Genomic DNA, 19,129 nt, shown 5'->3' with positions numbered 1-19,129 from the left:
TGACGCGGCGCAGGGTGGGTGGCGCCGCGGTATTCGGCACGATACAGCGGCGGGCATGATCCGTCGTACCATCCTGTTGCTGCTCGCCTTGCTGGCGGCGCCAGCCGCGACCGCGCAGGAGCGCGCGCCGATCGTGCTCGCCGCGGCCAGTATGCAGGAGGCGATGAACGATGCGGCGACCGCGTGGGCGAGCGGTGGCCATAGGCGGCCGGTGCTCGCCTTCGCGGCGTCGTCGGCGCTCGCGCGGCAGGTGGAGGCAGGCGCGCCCGCCGACCTGTTCGTGTCCGCCGACGTTGAGTGGATGGACGAACTTCAACGGCGCGGCCTGATCGCTGCGGGGACCCGTGCGGTTGTGGCACGCGGGCAATTGGTCGTGGTCGCTCCGACGGGGGCGGGGGCGGTGCTATTTGGCGGCTTGCGAGGACCAGCGCTCGCGCGCGTGCTCGCACGTGGCCCGGTGGCGATGGCCGATCCCGCCGCCGTGCCGGCAGGTCGATATGGTGAGCAGGCGCTCCGCCGGATGGGGGCGTGGAATGCGATCGCGCCGCACGTCGTTCGCGCGGAGAACGTCCGCGCGGCGCTTGCGCTGGTCGAGCGCGGCGTGGCGCCGTTCGGCATCGTCTACGCGACCGACGCGCGCGCTTCGGCACGCGTACGCGTCGTTGGCGTCTTTCCGCCACGCAGTCACGCGCCGATCGTCTACCCGGTCGCGCGACTCGCGCGTTCGCGAAACCGTGACGGTGAGGCGTTCCGACGCTTCCTTCTCTCACCCGCCGGCCGAGCCATTCTCGAACGCAGGGGGTTCTCCGCGCGGTGAGCGACACGAGTGAGATCGTTCGCCTGTCGCTGCTGATCGGCGGGACGGCGACGATCGCCTGTCTGCCGATCGCCTTTGTGACCGCGTGGGTGCTCGCGCGGTGGCACTTCCCTGGCAAGATCGTGTTGGACGGCATCACGCACCTGCCGCTCGTCGTGCCGCCGGTGGTGACCGGCTGGCTGTTGCTGCTCGCCTTTGCGCCCAATGGGCCGGTCGGCAGCCTGCTCGAGCGCTGGTTCGGCATCAGCGTGCTGTTCCGCTGGACCGGGGCGACGATCGCGGCGGCGGTGATGGCGTTGCCGCTGATGGTGCGTGCGATGCGCCTTTCGATCGAGGCGGTCGACCGGAGGCTTGAGCAGGCGGCGCTGACGCTCGGTGCGTCGCGCTGGCGTGCGTACACGACCGTGACGCTGCCGCTCGCCCTGCCGGGCGTGCTCGCCGCCGCCGTGCTGGGATTCGCGCGTTCGATCGGCGAGTTCGGCGCCACCGTCACCTTCGTCAGCAACGTGCCGGGTGAGACGCAGACGCTGCCGCTCGCGATCTACGCCGCGCTGCAGCAGCCCGACGGCGAACAGCAGGTGTGGCGGCTCGCGACGATCTCGGTCGCATTGTCGCTGGGCGCGCTGATCGTGTCCGAGGCACTGGTGCGGCGTGCCGGCAGAGGCACGCATGTGCTTTGATGTAGACGTCACCGGCCGGGGTGGGCGTGTGTCGGCCAGCTTCGAGGTGGCGGGAGGGGTCACGATCCTGTTCGGGCCCTCCGGCTCGGGCAAGACGAGTGTGCTCGACATGATCGCGGGCTTGCTCACGCCCGAGCGCGGCCACGTGCGGGTGGCCGGAAAGACGTTGTTCGATGCGGTAAAGGCGGTGAACCTGCCATCCGCTCGACGGAACGTCGGTTATGTCTTTCAAAACGCGCGACTATTTCCGCACAAGCGTGTACGTGCCAATCTTCTTTACGGCGCAAGCAGCGACGCTCGCCTGTCAGAGGTGGCGGCGATGCTCGACCTCGGCGACCTGCTCGACCGCTGGCCGCGCACGTTGTCGGGCGGGGAGGCCAAGCGGGTCGCGATCGGTCGCGCGTTGTTGAGCGAACCCGACTTTCTGCTGCTCGACGAACCGCTCGCCTCGCTTGACGCAGGTCGACGTGCCGCGGCGATGACGGCAATACAGTCGCTACGCCGCGCCACCACGCTGCCAACGCTGCTGGTGACTCACGACCGTGAGGAGGCCGAGCGACTGGGCGACCGCATCGTCCATCTCTGATGCGGCATGATGTGGCGCGCCCGGCTGGATTCGAACCAGCGGCCCCAAGCTTAGAAGGCTCGTGCTCTATCCAACTGAGCTACGGGCGCGCGTGGGTGGGGAGTAGCGCGGATTGCGCCCGCGCGAAACCGCGACGTATAAAGTTTGCATGTCCGAGCCTGCTCCGATCACCGTCGAAGGTCCGCTAGCGATCGTGGATGCCGATGCGCTCGCCGGATGGCCGCTGCGCTTCTACGATTTCGTGATGGCGGCGTTCGTCGCGATCCTGCTGCTCTCGAACGTGCTCGGGGCCGGGAAGGTCGCGGTCGTCAGGTTTCCAATCGTCGGGGAGTGGCCGTTCGGCGCCGGCATTCTGTTTTTTCCCGTCAGCTACGTGATTGGCGACGTGTTGACCGAGGTCTACGGCTATGCGCGCGCACGCCGCGTCATTTGGGCGGGCTTTGCCGCAACCGTATTCATGGCGGGAATGGCCTGGGTCGTCGTCGCGCTGCCGCCCGCGCCCGACTGGACCAACCAGGCGGCCTATGAGACCGTGTTCGGGCAGGTGCCGAGGATCGTCTTCGCCAGCATGTGCGCGTTCTGGGCGGGCGAGTTCGTCAACTCGTACGTGCTCGCGCGGATGAAGGTGTGGAGCGGTGGGCGGCACCTGTGGATGCGGACGATCGGGTCGACAATTGCCGGGCAGGGCGTGGACAGCCTGATCTTCTATCCGCTCGCCTTTTTGGGCGCGGCGGGCTGGACCAGTCGGCTGGTCGTCATGGTGCTGTTCACGCAATGGGCGCTGAAGGTGGCATGGGAGGTGCTGCTGACCCCCGTCACCTACGCGGTCGTCGGCGGATTGAAGCGCGCCGAGGGCGTCGATGTTTTCGATCAGCGAACCGACTTCTCTCCGTTTCGCGCGCGCGTGTGATCCTCCTGGCCGGGTCTTTGCGGCCGAGGCGTCAGGCGACGCGGTCGAGCAGGCCCTCGAACAGGCGACGCCCATCGGTGCCGCCATGCGCGGGTTCAATGCGGCGTTCGGGATGCGGCATCATGCCGAGCACGTTGCCGCTGGCATTGACCAGGCCGGCGATATCGCGTGCGCTGCCGTTGACCGGCTCGGCATAGCGAAACGCAACCTGACCCTCACCCTCCAACCGGTCGAGCGTCTCTGGATCGGCGACGTAATTGCCGTCGTGGTGCGCGACGGGCACGCGCACCGTCTCACCGGCCGAATAGCCGCCGGTAAAGAGCGAGCGGGTCTCACCAGCAGTCAGCGCGACGTCACGACAGATGAAATCGAGCCCGGCGTTGCGCATCAACGCGCCCGGCAGCAATCCTGCCTCGGTCAGCACCTGAAAGCCGTTGCAGATGCCGAGCACCGGCAGTCCCTTGTCCGCGCGTTCCACCACGTCACGCATGATCGGTGATCGCGCGGCGATCGCACCCGAGCGGAGGTAATCGCCGTAGGAGAAGCCCCCCGGCACCGCTACCAGCGTAACATCGTCGGGCAGGCTGGTATCGCGGTGCCACACCATGACCGGCCTGGTGCCCGTCACCTGCTCGAGCGCGACGGCGATGTCGCGGTCGCAGTTCGAGCCGGGGAAGACGACCACGGCGGTCTTCATGCGCGCTGGATCCGGTAGTTCTCGATAACGGTGTTGGCGAGCAGCTTGCGGCACATCGCATCCACATCCGCGTCGCTGGTGCCGTCATCGACTTCCAGCTCGATCAGCTTGCCGACACGCGCGCCGTGCACGCCTGCGAAACCGAGGCCGGAGAGCGCGTGCTCGATCGCCTTACCCTGGGGATCAAGGACGCCGGATTTCAGCGTGACGTGGATGGTGAGCTTCATGGGCGCCGCCTATGCCGTGCCGGTCGGGATCGGGCAAGGTGTTCGCGCGCCCATGCCGACCGCTTACTTGCCGCGCTTCTTGCGATGCGTTTCGAGGTCGAGCACGGCGTTCTCGCTACCTTCAGGCAACAGGCCGAGCCGCCTGGCGACCTCCTGATAAGCCTCCACCTCGCCGCCCAGATCGCGGCGGAAGCGGTCCTTGTCGAGCTTCTCGTCGCTTTCCATGTCCCACAGACGGCAGCAATCGGGGCTGATCTCGTCCGCCAGGATGATCCGGCTGTAGTCGTTGTCCCAGATGCGCCCGAATTCGAGCTTGAAGTCGATCAGGCGGATGCCGACGCCGGCGAACAGCCCGCACAGGAAATCGTTCACGCGGATCGCCAGGTCGGCGATGTCGTGCATTTCCTCCTGGCTTGCCCAGCCGAAAGCGGCGATGTGCTCATCGGTGATCATCGGATCGCCGAGTTCGTCCGACTTGTAGGCGTACTCAATGATCGTGCGTGGCAACTGCACGCCTTCCTCAATGCCGAGCCGCTTCGACAGCGATCCCGCCGCGACGTTGCGGACCATCACCTCGACCGGTACGATCTCGACCTGACGGATGAGTTGCTCGCGCATGTTGAGGCGGCGAATGAAGTGCGTCGGCACGCCGATATGGCCCAGCAGCGTGTAGATGTGCTCGCTGATCCGGTTGTTCAGCACGCCCTTGCCGTTGATCGTGCCCTTCTTCTGTGCGTTGAAGGCGGTGGCGTCATCCTTGAAATATTGGATCAGCGTGCCGGGCTCGGGACCCTCGTACAGGATCTTCGCCTTGCCTTCGTAGATCTGCCGCCTGCGCGCCATCGATCGCCCTTTCACGAAATAAGGACGCCCCGGGAGCGCGAAACCTGTTGTCGCGCAGCCGGGGCGATGATGCGTCGCGCTATAGGCCAAAGCCGTTCGCACGAAAAGAGCCTGTGCTGCGATGCGGCGATCAGCGCGCGGTGTCGAGCTGGCGATCAGGCACGCGCAATTGTCCGAGCAGCAGCCGCTTCGTTTCGCGCCATGCCGCAGTGTCGGGCATCACGAGTTCGACATGGCCGGTGTTCGGCACCGTGTGCAGCGACACCCGGTCGCCCGCCGCGGTCGCCCGCGCGACGTAATCGGTCGCCATCCGATACGGGATGATGCGGTCCTCACGACCGTTGACCAACTCCTGCGCGACGCCGAGCGGCAGCAGGCGCGTCACCGACGTGTCGGCGTAAGGATCGGCGCGTCCTTGACCAACCAGCTTCGCCACCACCGCGGTGCCGCAGCCATTGTCCGGACTGGTTGCCGTCGCTTCGAGATCGGGCAGCCCGCCCAGGCTCGTGACATGATCGATGTGGAGCGGGTGCGGCATGCGTAACGGACTGTCGGCCGGAAGCTTGCCGCGCGCCGCCAGCCACAAGGCGAGATGCCCACCGGCGGAATGCCCGACAGCGACGATCCGCTTGATGTCGAGATTGAACTTGGCCGCTGACACAAGGAGTTGGTCGGCAGCCTTGGCAGCATCGCTGAAGGTTCCGGGATAGCCGCCACCCGCGCGATCGACGCCGCGATAGTCGATGTTCCACACCGCCACGCCCGAACGACGCAGGTCGTCGGCGACCCAGTTCATCAGCGTGCGATCGGCGATGCCGGTGGTCCAGCATCCGCCATGGACCATCAGCACGGTCGGGAACGGACCCTTGCCGCGCGGCAGCCACACGTCGACCTTTTGCATCGTATCGCTGCCGTAGCTGATCGTTGCGTCGGGTTTTGGACGAGGACGCTTGATGAGATCGTCCCAGGTCAGCGGCTTGAAGGCAGCGGGTACCGCCGCGTCGATCGGTGATGGCATGATCAGCGTGCTTCCCGGCAAGGCTGCGACGATGGTAAGGGCGAGCAGATGGCGCGAGCTCATGACGTCAATCTGCCACGCGCATGCGCGGGCATCACCTGTGCGATTGCATGGAGAACATGGCGCAGCAGCCCGGCCTCGTCATGGCGGACGTTGTGGCCGCCGGGCATGCCGATGAGGCGGGCGCCCGATATCCGAAGATGCGGGCACAGGCTGTCGCCCTCCTCGACGCCGTAGATGCAGGTGAGCGGTGCCCAGGTGAGCGTGCGCGCCGTCTCGATCCCATACGCATCCGGCGTGCCGTGATATTCGATGCTGCTCGGATCGGCACGGAAGAACACGGTTTCGCCCGGCAGGATCAGGATGATCGCCGCGACACGGGCGCGAAGATCGGCCGGCAGGTGGGCGAGGCCGGTCTGCACGATGTCGGCGCCGTAGGATTGCCCGATGACTACGATCCGCTGCGCACCCGTCCGCTCGAGCGCGGTGCGGATGCCATCCGTCACGATCGCGTCGATTTCCGCGCGGGTGCGGCGGTGGCGGAACAGCGTCGGGGTGACCACCGCCATCGTGGTGACGCCGTGCTCGGTCAGTCCGCGCATCGTCGACGCGCCGAGCAGGAAGCGAACGCCCATGTCGCCCGAGAAATTCACCGCGGCGATCGGCAGCGCGCGTCCCTTGGCCGGATAGAGCTCGTACGGATCGCGGTTGAAGTACCCCGCGAGCCCGACGAACACGCAGATGATGGCGGAGACGACGCCGGTAACGATGACGCCGCGGCGCAGGCGGCGTAAGGTGGAAGACGGCACGGTTGTTCCCGAAGCTGACGAACCAGCGCTATAGCGTGCGTTTGACGCCCAGCCCAAGCGCTACGCCTCTTAACGCGGTGCGATCGGGCTGATAGACGGATCGGACACGATGCCGACCAAGATCACCGACCTTCCTGACGATCCCCCCATCGGCGTGCTCGACGCGCCGTTCGATAGCGCTTTGTCCGAACGCTACCTCGTTTACGCGTTGTCGACGATCACCGCGCGTTCGCTGCCGGATGTCCGCGACGGGTTGAAGCCTGTCCACCGCCGTTTGTTGTGGGCGATGAGGCTGTTACGGCTCGATCCTGCGGCCGGATACAAGAAATGCGCGCGCGTTGTCGGCGACGTGATCGGCAAATATCATCCGCACGGCGACCAGTCGGTCTATGACGCGATGGTGCGGCTGGCGCAGGATTTCGCGCTTCGTTATCCGCTGGTCGACGGGCAGGGCAATTTCGGCAACATCGACGGCGATAACGCGGCCGCTTATCGCTACACCGAAGCGCGGCTGACGCAGGTCGCGATCGATCTGATGGATGGGCTCGACGAGGATGCGGTCGAGTTTCGTCCGACCTATAACGGTGAGGAACAGGAGCCGGAGCTGTTCCCCGGCGCCTTCCCGAACCTGCTCGCCAACGGCGCCGCGGGGATCGCGGTCGGCATGGCGACCGCGATCCCACCGCATAACGCGGCCGAGCTGCTCGATGCGGCGATCATGCTGGTCGACACGCCCGAGGCCGGCCATGCCGCGGTGCTGGCATTGGTCAAGGGCCCCGACTTCCCAACCGGCGGGCTGGTCGTCGACAGTCAGGCGGCGATTACCGAGGCCTATGTCACCGGGCGCGGCGCATTTCGCGTGCGTGCGCGCTGGAGCGTGGAACGGGAAAAGGGTGGCACCTGGCAGATCGTCGTCAGCGAGATCCCGTATGGCGTGCAGAAGGGCAAGTTGATCGAGCAGATCGCAGTCCTGATCAACGACAAGAAGCTGCCGATCCTCGCCGACGTGCGCGACGAGAGCGATGCCGAGGTCCGCCTGGTGCTGGAACCGCGCAGCCGCACGGTCGATGCGCAGGTGCTGATGGACGGGCTGTTCCGCCTGTCCGACCTGGAAACGCGCGTGCCGCTCAATCTGAACGTGCTCGACAAAGAGCGCACCCCCCGCGTCATGTCGCTGCGCGATGCGCTCGCCGCCTGGGTCGAGCATCAGTTCGTCGTGCTGCGCCGCCGGACCGAGCACCGGCTGGGGAAAATCGCCGATCGGCTCGAGCTGGTTGGTGGCTACATCGTCGCCTTCCTCAACCTCGATCGCATGATCGAGATCATCCGCACCGAGGACGAGCCGAAGGCGGTGATGATCGCGGAGTTCGCGCTGACCGATCGTCAGGCAGAGGCGATCCTCAACATGCGCTTGCGCAGCCTGCGTCGACTCGAAGAGATGGAGCTCAAGCGCGAGCAGGCCAGTCTCGAGAAGGAGCAGGCCGACCTGACGTTGCTGCTCGGCAGCGAGGCGCGGCAGCGTACGCGGCTGAAGCGCGACTTCGGGCGGGTTCGCGCGCGCTACGGTCCTGACACACCGCTCGGTAAGCGTCGCACCGCGATCGAGGAAGCAGCACCGACACGCGACATTCCGTTGGAGGCGATGATCGAGCGTGAGCCGATCACCGTGATCCTGTCGGAGCGCGGCTGGATCCGCGCGATGAAGGGTCATGTCGACCTTTCCGCGCCGGAGACGATGAAGTTCAAGGAAGGCGATGGACCCGCCTTCGCCTTTCACGCGCAGACGACCGACAAGCTGTTGCTTGCCGCCGCCAACGGGCGCTTCTATACGCTCGCTGCCGACAGATTGCCGGGCGGACGCGGGTTCGGCGAACCGGTGCGAGCGACGATCGATCTCGACGGCAGTGTCGCCGTCGTGGCGCTGTTCGCCGCACGCGGTGCCGAGCGGCTGCTGCTAGCGGCAACCGATGGACGTGGCTTCGTCGTACAAACGACGGACACAGTAGCGGAAACGCGCAAGGGCAAGAACGTCATGACGCCGCGCTCTGGCGCGCGCTTGTCGGTGGTGCGAGCGGTCGCGGTCGAAGACGATTATGTCGCGGTGATCGGCGATAACCGAAAGTTGCTCGTGTTCCCGCTGGCCGAGCTACCCGCGATGTCGCGCGGGCAGGGGGTGCAATTGCAGCGCTACCGCGACGGTGGGTTGGCGGATGCGAAAACCTTTGTCTTTGCACACGGTCTGAGCTGGACGATGCGCGGGGAAACGAAGCGGACGCGGACCGAGGCCGATCTGAATGCGTGGCGCACGGCGCGGGGCGCCGCCGGGCGGATGCCACCCAATGGGTTCCCGCGCGACAATCGTTTCTGAGCGGGTCCGGTGACGGATCGAAGAGGTAAGGTTGCGCCCGTCGGCGCGTAAGCCGGTCTTAATGCTTGCGGTTTACTGGTGGCCGTGATGGCTCGCAGTCTGTCTTCCGTCGCGCGCGGCGGCGTGCTCCACCTAATACCGCCGGGGCTTTCGGCCGCGGAAGGGTCGCTGGAACTCGTCCCCATGCCGTTGCTGATGGTGTCGCTGCGAGGCACGCAGGTCGTTCATGAGGCGTCGAACCGGGCATTCAAGCGTGCGCAGGTCGAGGCCGACACCAGCCTTGACCCCGTCATCCGCGACTTCCTGCTAAGCGACGCGGAAAGCGCCGAGCATGAATGGCATAGCGGCGGCGAGGTGGAGCGTCGGCACTTCCGCGTCTGCCTGTCCCGCATCGCGCTGCGCAGCGAACCGGTATGCATCGTGTCCTTGGTTGATCAGACCGCCGAGGTCCGTACCGAGGAGACGCTTCGCCGAGAAATGGCGACTGACTCGCTGACCGGGCTGCCGAACCGTGGTGGCTTCACCGACGCGCTGGAGACGACGATCGCGAACAGCGCGGCGCGTTGGGCGGTGCTGATGGTCGATCTCGAGCGGTTCAGCCGCATCAATGCCTGCCTGGGTAGCATGGCGGGCGACGAATTGCTCATCACGGTGGCGCGGAGGATCAAGGGCGCCTTGCGCGCACGCGATGTGCTGGCGCGCACCGGGGGTGACGAATTCGGCATCCTGCTCGCGATCGACGAACGCGACGACGAGGCGCAGCATGTCGCGAAGCGATTGCAGGCTGCGCTATCGACGCCGTTTCGGCTGAGTGAATATGAGATTCGCGTCACCTCGGCGATCGGTATCGCGTTCGGCGACGCGCGGGTGGAGCATGCAGAGGACGTGATCCGCCACGCGCAGGTCGCGATGAAGAAGTCGAAGGCGAGCAAGAAGGCCGAGGCCTATCAAACCCGCGCGCTCGATTCTGCGCGCGCCGAGTTCGCGATGGAAACCGCGCTACGCCGCGCGATCGACAACGGCGATCTGACGCTGCGCTACCAGCCGATCTGCGACCTGGCCACCGGTCGGGTCGAAAGCTTCGAAGCGTTGGCGCGGTGGACCGATGAGCAGGGCGTGCAGCACCAGCCGACCGATTTCATCCGGGTGGCAGAGGAATCGGGATTGATCGTCCCGCTGGGCCGCTGGGCGATCGACTCGGCACTGGCGACCCTCGCCGAATGGGATCGTCGCGGCGACGCGAGCCACGGTATCCGGGTCGGCGTCAACGTTTCGCCGATCCAGCTTCAGCGCGACTCGGTACCCGACGTGGTCGAACACGCGCTCGCCGCCGCCGGCATGACGGGCGACCGCCTGAAGCTGGAGTTGACCGAAAGTGCGCTCGTCGCCGAACCCGCGCGTATGGCGCGCATGCTGACCGCGCTGAAATCGCTCGGCCTGACGATCGCGATGGACGATTTCGGCACCGGCTTCTCCAACCTGGCCTCGTTGCAGAAACTGCCGATCGATGTGCTCAAGATCGATCGCAGCTTCATCACCGGTATGCTTGCCGACCGCGACAAGATCGCGATCGTGCGTGCAATCCTCAGCCTGTCGCAGGCGCTCAACATGTCGACGGTGGCAGAGGGGATCGAGACGCACGACATCGCGCAAACGCTGGCGGCGCTCGGATGTCAGTCGGGGCAGGGCTATGCGTTCGCTCATCCGCTCGAACCCGACGATGCTTACGGTTTCCTGCTGACGCGCAATCGCTAGCGCGCGCTGGCGAGGGTCGCAGCGGTTTCCTCATCGGCGATGACGGCGGTGCGCACGCGGTCGGGGAAACCCTCTGCGATCCAGCGTGCCTCGACCCGTTTGAGCGTCTGCGCGACGAGTGGGCCCTTGCTCAATCCGCGCGCGACCAGTTCGCCGCCACCGACCGGCAGACACGGCGCAACCCAGTCAAGAAGCGGCGACACGTCGGCACCCGCCAACAGCAGCCGGTCTAGAGCGATCCCGACATCGTGGCGATAAGCGAGCCCACGCGCGCCCTCGCTCCCGATCCCGGCGCCGGCGAGGGTGAGCCGCTTGCGATCGGCACTGCTCAACTTCATTCGCGCCCCGACGCTCTCGGCCGTGTCAGCCGGCACCAGCGCGGCGAGCCTGCGGATTGCATCGGGCGCGACGCCAGCGCCCACCTCGCGTTCGGCCAGTTCGTGCAACCGCGCGACACCGGCCGCATCGATCTCGGGCAGGATGGGGCGGAAGATGCCGCGATCGTGCATCAGCGCAATTACCGGCACCGCCGATCGCGCGACCAGCAGCTTGAGCAGTTCCGCGGCAATCCGCTCGCGGCTGAGCGCCATCAGGTCATTTGCGCGCGCGACGCACGCGTCGAGCCCCTGCTCGTCGATTCGATCACCGAAGCGCGCGTGGAAGCGGAAGAAACGCAGGATGCGAAGATGATCCTCGGCGATGCGCCGATAAGGATCGCCGATGAAGCGGACGCGGCCCGCGGCCAAGTCCGCCAAGCCACCGTAGTAATCGTAGACCGCGCCGTTGCCAGGATCGGCGTAAAGCGCGTTGATCGTAAAATCGCGACGCCCGGCATCCTTGCGCCAGCTATCGGTATAAGCAACGACCGCGTGGCGCCCATCGGTCGACACATCGCGGCGCAACGTCGTGACCTCGACCACCGTCCCGGCCGACACCGCCGTCACCGTGCCGTGCGCGATTCCGGTCGGCACCGCCTTAATGCCGGCCGCATCCAGCCGCTGCACGATCTCGTCGGGCGGGTGAACCGTTGCCAGGTCGAGGTCATGTGCGTCGAGCCCCAGCAACGTGTCACGCACCACGCCGCCGACGAAGCGCGCTTCTTCGCGCTCGCTCCCCAATACGGTCGCCAGATGCTCCAGCCCCGCTCGGGCGCGCCAGGCGGCATTGGGCAGGATCGTGTCGGTCAGGCCGTCCATCGCAGCCGCCGTGCCAGATTGACGATCATGCCCGCGGTTGCGCCCCAGACTCGCTGATCCTCCCACGTCATCTCCCAGAAACTGCGGCTCACCCCCTGCACGTCGACGGTGCGATGCCGATGGTTCGCCGCGTCGAGCAGAAAGTCGAGCGGCACCTCGAATACGCTCGCCACCTCGCCCTCGTTCGGGTGCAGCGGCAGGTCGGGCGGAACGACGCCCAAAACCGGCGTAATCGAATAGCCGGTGCCGGTGCGGTACAGATCGGTTACGCCGATCACGTCGACGCTCGAGCGTGGCAGCGCGATCTCCTCTTCCGCCTCGCGTAGTGCAGCGGCGATCGCGTCTTCGCCGGGGTCGATCCGGCCGCCTGGGAAGGCGACCTGCCCGGGATGCTTGCGCAAGGTATCGTTGCGGCGCGTCAGGATTACGCCCGGCCGCGCGCGATCAGTCACCGGGATCAGCACCGCGGCGGCCGTCAGCGTCGCGTGCGTCGGCAGATGGTCGCTGTCTCCCGACAACACGGTAACGTTGTGCGGGGATGCCAGCGCATGCGTCAGCTTCAAGGCAAGCGACGATCGAACGACCTCTCCGATCACAACGTGGCGTCGGCCGTGCCGAGGGGAAAGAAGCACCCGCCGCTCCACACTCCTGCCGCATCATCGCCACCTGCGAGCGCGATCTCTGCCAGATCATAGTAGATCGCACGCGAGATCAGCGCCTCAAGCCGGCCGCGAACATGAACATATGGGTGCGGCCCGTCATCGCGTTCCTCAAAACGCAGCGGGTGCTCGGCCGACGCAATCACCACATCGCCGGTGTTGAGCCGGAACCCGAGCATCTGATCCTCACCCGCACCCCCGACCTTCAGTTCAACCGCGACGAACGGGGCATCCTCGACGGCGATGTCCAGCTTCTCGACCGGTGTGACCAGCACGTAGCCGCCGTCTGTCTCACGCCGGAGGATACGGCTGAATGCGCGGACCATCGCGGCGCGACCGATCGGCGAGCCCTGATGGAACCACGTCCCGTCGCGCGCGATCCGCATTTCGCTGTCGCCGCAATGCGCCGGGTGCCATCGCTCGACCGGAGGCAGACGATCGCTGTCCGCCAGGCGTGCGATGTCGGCCATGGTCAACGTGTGGAAGTCTGGAGGCGGCGCCATCGGCATGGTCGTTCAGTTAGGGTCGCCGACCGTCGCGGTAAAGGCGTCGAACCGATTAGGCGACAGTGCAACGGGCTCCGACTTCGCCGGCACCGGTGGGGACCGTCGCACCGCGCGCCAGCAGCCGCCGCCGCTCCACCGGTCCTGGAAGCCGCCACAGCGCCGTGTGCTCAGCCGAGAAGTTGAAGAAGCGCCCGTAATATTCCGGATCGCCGATCAGCATCATCGCGGCGTCGTTCTGCGCCGCATCCAGCGCTGCGCCCATCAGCCGGCGTCCGATCCCGTCCTGCTGACGGGAAGGGGTGACCGCAACCGGTCCGACAAGGATCATTGGGACCGCGCGCATGTCCGATCGGTCGGGGACGAACCATATCGGCCAGCACTGAATGCTGCCGACCAGCGCACCATCCTCGATCGCCGCGAAACTAAACGTCGGGATTGACGCCGTGCCCGCGCGAAGCAGATAGGCGGTGCGGCCATGGCGTTCGCTGTCGAACGCGTCGTCGAGCAGCCGCTCGATCGCGGCATCATCCACCTCGCCGATCGGCACCAGATCAATCATTCGCCATTCCCAACGCCCCACCGACACGGGGATCGCCGCGCCCCTTAGCGAAGCGCGCCCGCGACGCAAGCGATGGCTGGGCCACTGATACATGCAGTCGAATGCTGGCGTCGCCGGATCACCTTGGCTAACGGCGCACGTATGGATGACACGCTAGAACTCGAGGTCCACGATCTTGAGGTGCCGGTGCTGACCGGCATCTACTCCGAGGAAACGCACCTGCCGCAGCCGTTGCGGATTTCGCTGACGGTATTGCTTGACGCCCCGGCGCATTTTTCGCCGGACACGCCGCTCACCGCGTCGAAGAATTACCTCGACCTGAAACACGCCGCGACGACCGCGCTCGAGCACGAAGGTCATTTCACGCTGATCGAGGCGGTGGCCGACCACATCTGCGAGACCCTGTTCTTGCAGGATCGACGCGTCAAGCGCGTGAAGGTGAAGATCGTCAAGCTCGCCATCGCGGAAGCGGGCGAGGCGATCGGCATCACGCTGGTGCGCCATCGCCGCTGATCGCGCCGGCCGCGTTGCTATGGCAGGCGCCAAGTTGCTGGATGACAAAGGCATAATCTTCGCGCGCGTGAACGACATCTGCTTCATCCAATGCGGTCGTTGCCGCATTGGGGAGCGTGCGGGGTAGAAAGCAGGCGAGGCGGTACCATAGCAAGGTATCGCGCGCGGGCGCGGTTGCGTTCTCGTCGATCACCTCGCTGAGCGCGATCGACCATCGCGGCTGCTCGCCGGGGCGACGCAGCACCGAAATCGCAGCAGGCCGATCGTTCTTCGTCAGCAGGAAAATCTGCGTCTCGCCTTCACCCGGCAGGGTTCCGGGCACGTAGAATGCGCTTTTCACCCCTGTCAGAATCGGCGGCGCATCGGGGCTGGCCGCCTCGGTTGCGATCCGGCGGGTCAGGGCTTCGGCGGCCGGCGACCAAGGCCGTTGCGCGTCCTTCGCGACCAATTGGACCTGGTCCGGGCGTCCGGCGACCGGCCGGGCGAATGCGAGCACGCGCTGCTTCTTGAGCGACGGTGGACGTCCGCGGGCGTCCAGCGGTACGTCGACCAGCCATCCAATCCTTGCCGGAATCGCGCCCGCGGCGCGCACCAGCGTGCCGACATCCGCCTCGACGTAGAAGCGCGCGGCGTCGGGTGCGATCCCTACGGCTTCGACGCCCTTGATTCGCGCGGCCGAGCGAACTGTGGCGTCGATGATCAAGGGGCTGTCGACGACCAAGTCGGCAAAATCGGGGTAGGATGGCTGGCTGCCCGATGAGGCCCCGACAACGTTGGCAGAAAAGCTGGTTGAGGGCACCTGCGCCCGGAGCGGCGACACTGGCGTCAGCGCGAGTGGAAGGGCGAGGATGTTGAATAGCTTAAGGGCAGACATGGCTTCATGGTACGCCCTTCAAGATGAACGAAATAGAAATTTTTCTGTCGTCACACGCTTGTACGTTTGTTGCGCCCGACAAAGCGTTTGCGTCCATTCAGGTGCCGCGATAGTAACCGTGACGCTACGGCCTTCCCGACAGGGGGGTGTCGTGGGGTATTTTCGACGGTTGGGTTTGTCCAACCGCCCAACAGGGCCGCAGGATGAGGGAGTTTCGTTGCTGAATGGCCTATTCTGACCAGAAGATGAGCGGGAGCAAGGTCACCGCCCTGGTGATCGTGGCGTTGGTCCACATCGCTCTCGGCTACGCCTTCGTGACCGGCCTAGCGACCAACTTCGTGAAGAAGCAGGTCGAAAAGCTGAACACGTTTGACGTGGAAGAACCGCCGCCCCCGCCGCCGGATGAGCCGCCCCCCCCGCCGCCCGACATTCCGATGTCGCCGCCGCCGGTCGTCTCGCCGCCGCCGATCGTTCGTAACCCGAACCCGCCGCCGGTCGTGATCAACACGACGCCGAACCCGCCGCCGGTTTACAACCCGACGCCGGTCGTGGCTCCGCCCGCGCCGCCCGCGCCGGCTCCTGCTCCGCCGGCACCGCCTGCGGTCAGCAAGGCTGCCGGTCTAAAGGGTAATCCGGGTCAGTATTTCGGCGCGGACAATTATCCTCCCTCGGCCATCCGTGCCGAAGAGGAAGGTCGCGTGGTCGCGAAGTTGACCGTCGGAACCGACGGGCGTGTGACGGACTGCTCGATCACCACGTCGAGCAACTCGTCGGCGCTCGATCAGGCAACGTGTCGTATCGCCAAGAGCCGCGTGCGGTTCTCGCCAGCGCTCGACGCGTCCGGGTCAGCGATCACGTCGAGCTACACGCTGCCGGTACGTTGGGTTTTGCCGCGCGATTGATCGTTTCACGACTTTCGAGCCAAGCTTTTTAGAGGGAATACCACCGCATGATCATCAACATCCTGGCCGCGGGTGGAACCGCAGCCGCAGAAAACCAGTTCGGACTCCAGCAGGCGCTGCGTGAGGGCGGCATCATCTCGCAGTCGGTGTTCAGCATCCTGGTGCTGATGTCGGTTGTGTCGTTCTACATCCTGTTTTCGAAGCTGTTCGAGCAGCAGAAGATCATCAATCAAGCCAAGCGTATGCGGCAGGGTTTCTGGTCGTCGAACTCGCTGCGCGAAGGCTCGGCGAAGCTCGAGAAGAACTCGGCCTACAAGCAGCTCGTCGACGACGGCCTGGCCGCACAGGACCAGCACGCGCAGCTGACCGATCCGGTCGAGGCGCATGACTGGCTGCACGGTTCGCTTGCGCGTTCGGAAGCCGCGATCAACTCCAAGCTGGGTGGCGGTCTGGCGTTCCTTGCGACCGTTGGTGCGACCGCGCCGTTCATCGGTCTGTTCGGTACCGTCGTCGGCATCTACCGTGCGCTGATCAAGATCGGTGCGTCGGGCGATCCCTCGATCGACAAGGTCGCAGGCCCCGTGGGTGAGGCGCTGATCATGACCGCGCTTGGCCTGGTCGTCGCGGTTCCGGCCGTGCTCGCCTACAACTGGCTGCAGCGCCGCAACAAGTCGATCGCGGAGGACCTGTCGGCCTTCTCGAACGACGTGCTCGGCTTCCTTGCCTCAAACGGCAAGGTCCGTCCGTCGATCGGCAATGCCGCCGCCGCGAAGGCACCGGTGAAGCCCGCCGGCGCTACGGCCACCGCCGGCCAGGCGGGTGGCGTGCAGACCCGCGCGTAAGAACAAGGGCGGGGACCGCGCCCGGCGTGGTCCTCCGCTTGTCCGGCGGGTCGGTGCCCGGTCGGACGGAGAATAGGAAAGCCTGACATATGGCGATGAGCGTAGGTGGTGATTCCACCGAAAAACCTCTTTCGGACATCAACACGACGCCCCTCGTGGACGTCATGCTGGTGCTGCTGATCATCTTTCTGATTGCGGTTCCGGTCGCGATTCAGACGGTCAAGGTGAAGTTGCCGAACGTCCGGTTCGATCCGACCACGACCAAGCCGGAGAACGTGTCGCTGTCGATCACCTCGGACGCGTCCGGCGCCTGCAAGGTTTATTGGGGCGTCGCGCCCGTCACGCAGCAGGAGCTGCTTGATCGCGCCGTCGCCAAGTTGAAGACGGAGATCGCGCGCCAGGGTGGTGTCAACGCACCTGGCCTCGAGCTGCCGGAGGCGCACATCCGTGGTGACGTGGATACGCCGTGGCATTGCATCGGTGGCGCCATCTTCAACATGCAGCAGGCGGGTTTCGCACGCGTCGGCTTCATCTCGCAGCCCGGCGTCGGCGCCGGCGCCTGACACCCAGCCAGAGGAGTAGCAGTTATGGCAATGAGTGCTGGGAGCGATGACGGCGAACCCATGATGGAGATGAACACGACGCCGTTGATCGACGTCATGCTCGTCCTACTCATCATGTTCATCATCACGCTGCCCGTCCCGACGCATGCGGTGAAGGTTGACCTGCCGGTGAACGATCCCAACGCGGTCAAGCCGCCGGTGGACCCGATCAAGAACAAGATCGCGATTGACGCGGCCGGTACGATCACGTGGAACGGCGCAGCCGTCAACGACACCACGTTGCGGCAATATCTCGATACGTCAGCCGCGATGACCCCGGAGCCGGAACTGCAGTTCCAGCCCGACCGCAATTCGCGCTATGAGGTGGTCGACAACGCGCTCGCCATCATCAAGCGGTCCGCGGTGACCAAGCTCGGCTTCGTCGGCAACGAGCAATATTACAAGGACTTCTGATCGCGTTGGGCGTGATCAAGTGACCTTGAAGGGCGGGTACTCCACACGGAGTGCCCGCTTTTTCTTTTGGTACCTTCTTACTTGAAGCCACTGCACATGGGTTTGGACAGACATACGTTTTAGCATGTTGCTCCTCGCCTGAGAGCGGAGCTCACGAAAGCCACGCTTCCAAGCTAATACACATTGACGCCGGATCTTCCGTGAAGCCACTTGCTCCACTGTCTTAAGAGTGACATCCATGTGTCACAAAAATGAAACAAGCGGAGAGTGGTATGCGCACCGGTTTGCTCCTTTTAGTTGCGACCTTGTCTGCAACGCCCGCGTTGGCAAAGGACCGGACGGGCTACACCGCCATTGCCGCCGGTAATCTGGCGCAGGCGGAAACGACGCTGGATGCAGAGCGGGCCATCTTTCCGCGTCGTCCTGAGGTCTTGTTGAACCTCGCTGCGGTATATGCGCGCACGACCCGGACCGCTCGGGCACGGGCGCTGTACGACGACGTGCTCAGGTCCGCTCCGGTGTCGCTCAATCTGGCCGATGGCGGAACGACCTCGTCGCACGAAGTGGCCGAGCGCGGATTGGCGCGGCTCGGCACGGCCATCGCGGCACGCTAGCCGGGTTTGCCATAATCGATGTGAGGCGATTAACCTGGGCGCCGACCCCATCACGCTCTGCGCGATCGTTCGAGCGGAACGAGCCTTACAGGCGCGGTAGCGTGACGCCGCGTTGGCCCATGTATTTTCCGGCACGGTCGGCATAGCTGACCTCGCACGGCTCGTTGCCTTTGAGGAACAGGAACTGGCACGCGCCTTCGTTGGCGTAGACCTTGGCGGGAAGCGGCGTCGTGTTGGAGAATTCCAACGTGACATGGCCCTCCCAGCCCGGCTCCAGCGGGGTCACGTTGACGATGATGCCGCAGCGTGCGTAGGTCGACTTGCCGAGACAGATGACCAGCACGTCGCGAGGTACGCGGAAATACTCGACGGTGCGTGCAAGCGCGAAGCTGTTCGGCGGAATGATGCAGACGTCTGTCTTGCGGTCGACGAAGCTGTTCGGGGCGAACTCCTTCGGATCGACCAAGGCGTTGTCGACATTGGTGAAAATCTTGAACTCATCCGCCACGCGCGCGTCATAGCCGTAGGACGACAGCCCGTAGCTGATGCATCCGTCGCGCCGCTGCGCTTCGACGAACGGCTCGATCATGCCGTCCGCGTTCGCGCGCTCGCGGATCCAGCGATCTGATTGGACGGACATCTAGGCTCCTCCCTGAACGGGCATGCTGTCGCGTGAGATCATGACGGACGCAAGCGCGATCGAAGGTGATTGTGACATTGAGCGCGGTTCGACTGCTG

At 65.5% G+C, this 19,129-nt stretch carries 23 protein-coding genes and 1 tRNA gene; 12 read left to right on the top strand and 12 right to left on the bottom strand.

Annotation, left to right across the window (positions count from 1 at the left end; translation table 11 throughout):
* Positions 1-55: 55 nt before the first annotated feature.
* From modA to SMN802W_RS0111360, 3 genes are read left to right on the top strand one after another with little or no spacing between them, the layout of a single operon-like run.
* Positions 56-817: a molybdate ABC transporter substrate-binding protein gene (modA, locus tag SMN802W_RS0111370; RefSeq protein WP_037523975.1), complete on the top strand. Its 762-nt coding sequence runs from the start codon at positions 56-58 to the stop codon at positions 815-817.
* Positions 814-1,497, top strand: coding sequence for a molybdate ABC transporter permease subunit (gene modB / locus SMN802W_RS0111365; protein WP_019517033.1), 684 nt, complete (start codon positions 814-816; stop codon positions 1,495-1,497). Before modA ends, modB begins: the two co-directional genes overlap by 4 nt.
* Positions 1,487-2,083 carry an ATP-binding cassette domain-containing protein gene (locus tag SMN802W_RS0111360; RefSeq protein WP_026326038.1) on the top strand — a complete coding sequence of 199 codons (597 nt, stop codon included), beginning with the start codon at positions 1,487-1,489 and terminating at the stop codon, positions 2,081-2,083. Before modB ends, SMN802W_RS0111360 begins: the two co-directional genes overlap by 11 nt.
* Before the next feature lie 12 nt (positions 2,084-2,095).
* Here SMN802W_RS0111360 and SMN802W_RS0111355 read toward each other — a convergent pair.
* Positions 2,096-2,172: transfer RNA gene (locus SMN802W_RS0111355), tRNA-Arg, on the bottom strand.
* Positions 2,173-2,231: 59 nt separating this feature from the next.
* On the opposite strand from SMN802W_RS0111355, the gene SMN802W_RS0111350 reads away from it, so the two are divergent.
* Positions 2,232-2,993, top strand: a complete 762-nt coding sequence (locus tag SMN802W_RS0111350) for a queuosine precursor transporter (RefSeq protein ID WP_019517031.1) — start codon at positions 2,232-2,234, stop codon at positions 2,991-2,993.
* Between the two features lie 31 nt (positions 2,994-3,024).
* Here SMN802W_RS0111350 and purQ read toward each other — a convergent pair whose 3' ends face one another.
* The 5 genes from purQ to SMN802W_RS0111325 form a co-directional block, all read right to left on the bottom strand.
* Positions 3,025-3,690, bottom strand: coding sequence for a phosphoribosylformylglycinamidine synthase subunit PurQ (purQ, locus tag SMN802W_RS0111345; RefSeq protein WP_019517030.1), 666 nt, complete (start codon positions 3,688-3,690; stop codon positions 3,025-3,027).
* The gene (purS, locus tag SMN802W_RS0111340; protein ID WP_019517029.1) at positions 3,687-3,917 is read right to left on the bottom strand and encodes a phosphoribosylformylglycinamidine synthase subunit PurS; all 231 of its coding nucleotides are present in this window, start codon (positions 3,915-3,917) and stop codon (positions 3,687-3,689) included. The genes purQ and purS overlap by 4 nt, the downstream gene beginning before the upstream one ends.
* Before the next feature lie 63 nt (positions 3,918-3,980).
* Positions 3,981-4,760, bottom strand: a complete 780-nt coding sequence (gene purC / locus SMN802W_RS0111335) for a phosphoribosylaminoimidazolesuccinocarboxamide synthase (RefSeq protein WP_019517028.1) — start codon at positions 4,758-4,760, stop codon at positions 3,981-3,983.
* Positions 4,761-4,890: 130 nt separating this feature from the next.
* Complete coding sequence (locus tag SMN802W_RS0111330) at positions 4,891-5,841, bottom strand: alpha/beta hydrolase (protein ID WP_019517027.1); 951 nt, start codon at positions 5,839-5,841, stop codon at positions 4,891-4,893.
* A complete protein-coding gene (locus SMN802W_RS0111325; RefSeq protein WP_019517026.1) occupies positions 5,838-6,587 on the bottom strand; it encodes an AcvB/VirJ family lysyl-phosphatidylglycerol hydrolase in 750 nt (249 codons plus the stop codon). The genes SMN802W_RS0111330 and SMN802W_RS0111325 overlap by 4 nt, the downstream gene beginning before the upstream one ends.
* 109 nt (positions 6,588-6,696) lie before the next feature.
* Here SMN802W_RS0111325 and parC point away from each other — a divergent pair, with 109 nt between their 5' ends.
* Both parC and SMN802W_RS0111315 read left to right on the top strand, forming a co-directional pair.
* Positions 6,697-8,955: a DNA topoisomerase IV subunit A gene (gene parC, locus SMN802W_RS0111320; RefSeq protein WP_019517025.1), complete on the top strand. Its 2,259-nt coding sequence runs from the start codon at positions 6,697-6,699 to the stop codon at positions 8,953-8,955.
* Positions 8,956-9,138: 183 nt separating this feature from the next.
* Complete coding sequence (locus SMN802W_RS0111315; RefSeq protein WP_019517024.1) at positions 9,139-10,710, top strand: EAL domain-containing protein; 1,572 nt, start codon at positions 9,139-9,141, stop codon at positions 10,708-10,710.
* Here the strand turns inward: SMN802W_RS0111315 and SMN802W_RS0111310 are convergent.
* The 4 genes from SMN802W_RS0111310 to SMN802W_RS0111295 are packed head-to-tail and all read right to left on the bottom strand — an operon-like array spanning position 10,707 to position 13,630.
* Positions 10,707-11,906, bottom strand: coding sequence for a CCA tRNA nucleotidyltransferase (locus SMN802W_RS0111310; protein ID WP_019517023.1), 1,200 nt, complete (start codon positions 11,904-11,906; stop codon positions 10,707-10,709). The genes SMN802W_RS0111315 and SMN802W_RS0111310 overlap by 4 nt on opposite strands.
* Positions 11,894-12,469, bottom strand: coding sequence for a CoA pyrophosphatase (locus SMN802W_RS0111305; protein WP_156818850.1), 576 nt, complete (start codon positions 12,467-12,469; stop codon positions 11,894-11,896). The genes SMN802W_RS0111310 and SMN802W_RS0111305 overlap by 13 nt, the downstream gene beginning before the upstream one ends.
* Positions 12,470-12,498: 29 nt before the next feature.
* Positions 12,499-13,068 (bottom strand): DUF1285 domain-containing protein, encoded by a 570-nt coding sequence (locus tag SMN802W_RS0111300; protein WP_026326035.1) that lies wholly within the window; start codon positions 13,066-13,068, stop codon positions 12,499-12,501.
* Positions 13,069-13,123: 55 nt separating this feature from the next.
* On the bottom strand, positions 13,124-13,630 hold the full coding sequence (locus tag SMN802W_RS0111295; protein WP_019517020.1) for a GNAT family N-acetyltransferase: 507 nt from the start codon (positions 13,628-13,630) through the stop codon (positions 13,124-13,126).
* 141 nt (positions 13,631-13,771) lie between these two features.
* Here SMN802W_RS0111295 and SMN802W_RS0111290 point away from each other — a divergent pair, with 141 nt between their 5' ends.
* Positions 13,772-14,143: a dihydroneopterin aldolase gene (locus tag SMN802W_RS0111290; RefSeq protein WP_019517019.1), complete on the top strand. Its 372-nt coding sequence runs from the start codon at positions 13,772-13,774 to the stop codon at positions 14,141-14,143.
* Here SMN802W_RS0111290 and SMN802W_RS16945 read toward each other — a convergent pair.
* The gene (locus SMN802W_RS16945) at positions 14,118-15,017 is read right to left on the bottom strand and encodes a hypothetical protein (protein ID WP_238560191.1); all 900 of its coding nucleotides are present in this window, start codon (positions 15,015-15,017) and stop codon (positions 14,118-14,120) included. The genes SMN802W_RS0111290 and SMN802W_RS16945 overlap by 26 nt on opposite strands.
* 224 nt (positions 15,018-15,241) lie before the next feature.
* On the opposite strand from SMN802W_RS16945, the gene SMN802W_RS0111280 reads away from it, so the two are divergent.
* The 5 genes from SMN802W_RS0111280 to SMN802W_RS0111260 all read left to right on the top strand — a co-directional run bounded on the left by SMN802W_RS0111280 (position 15,242) and on the right by SMN802W_RS0111260 (position 18,391).
* Positions 15,242-15,919, top strand: a complete 678-nt coding sequence (locus tag SMN802W_RS0111280; protein WP_019517017.1) for an energy transducer TonB — start codon at positions 15,242-15,244, stop codon at positions 15,917-15,919.
* A gap of 47 nt (positions 15,920-15,966) precedes the next feature.
* Complete coding sequence (locus SMN802W_RS0111275) at positions 15,967-16,761, top strand: MotA/TolQ/ExbB proton channel family protein (protein ID WP_019517016.1); 795 nt, start codon at positions 15,967-15,969, stop codon at positions 16,759-16,761.
* A gap of 89 nt (positions 16,762-16,850) precedes the next feature.
* Positions 16,851-17,324: an ExbD/TolR family protein gene (locus SMN802W_RS0111270; protein WP_026326034.1), complete on the top strand. Its 474-nt coding sequence runs from the start codon at positions 16,851-16,853 to the stop codon at positions 17,322-17,324.
* A gap of 24 nt (positions 17,325-17,348) precedes the next feature.
* Complete coding sequence (locus tag SMN802W_RS0111265) at positions 17,349-17,777, top strand: ExbD/TolR family protein (RefSeq protein ID WP_037523888.1); 429 nt, start codon at positions 17,349-17,351, stop codon at positions 17,775-17,777.
* A 272-nt stretch (positions 17,778-18,049) separates the two neighbouring features.
* Positions 18,050-18,391: a tetratricopeptide repeat protein gene (locus SMN802W_RS0111260; protein ID WP_019517013.1), complete on the top strand. Its 342-nt coding sequence runs from the start codon at positions 18,050-18,052 to the stop codon at positions 18,389-18,391.
* 85 nt (positions 18,392-18,476) lie between these two features.
* Here the strand turns inward: SMN802W_RS0111260 and dcd are convergent, their stop codons facing one another.
* Positions 18,477-19,031: a dCTP deaminase gene (dcd, locus tag SMN802W_RS0111255; RefSeq protein ID WP_019517012.1), complete on the bottom strand. Its 555-nt coding sequence runs from the start codon at positions 19,029-19,031 to the stop codon at positions 18,477-18,479.
* Positions 19,032-19,129: the final 98 nt, after the last annotated feature.

Origin of the sequence: Sphingomonas sp. Mn802worker, from assembly GCF_000382485.1 — a bacterium.
Taxonomy (GTDB): Bacteria; Pseudomonadota; Alphaproteobacteria; order Sphingomonadales; family Sphingomonadaceae; genus Sphingomonas.
Note: the sequence above shows the minus strand (reverse complement) of the source record. Positions and strands in the feature narration are given on the sequence as shown.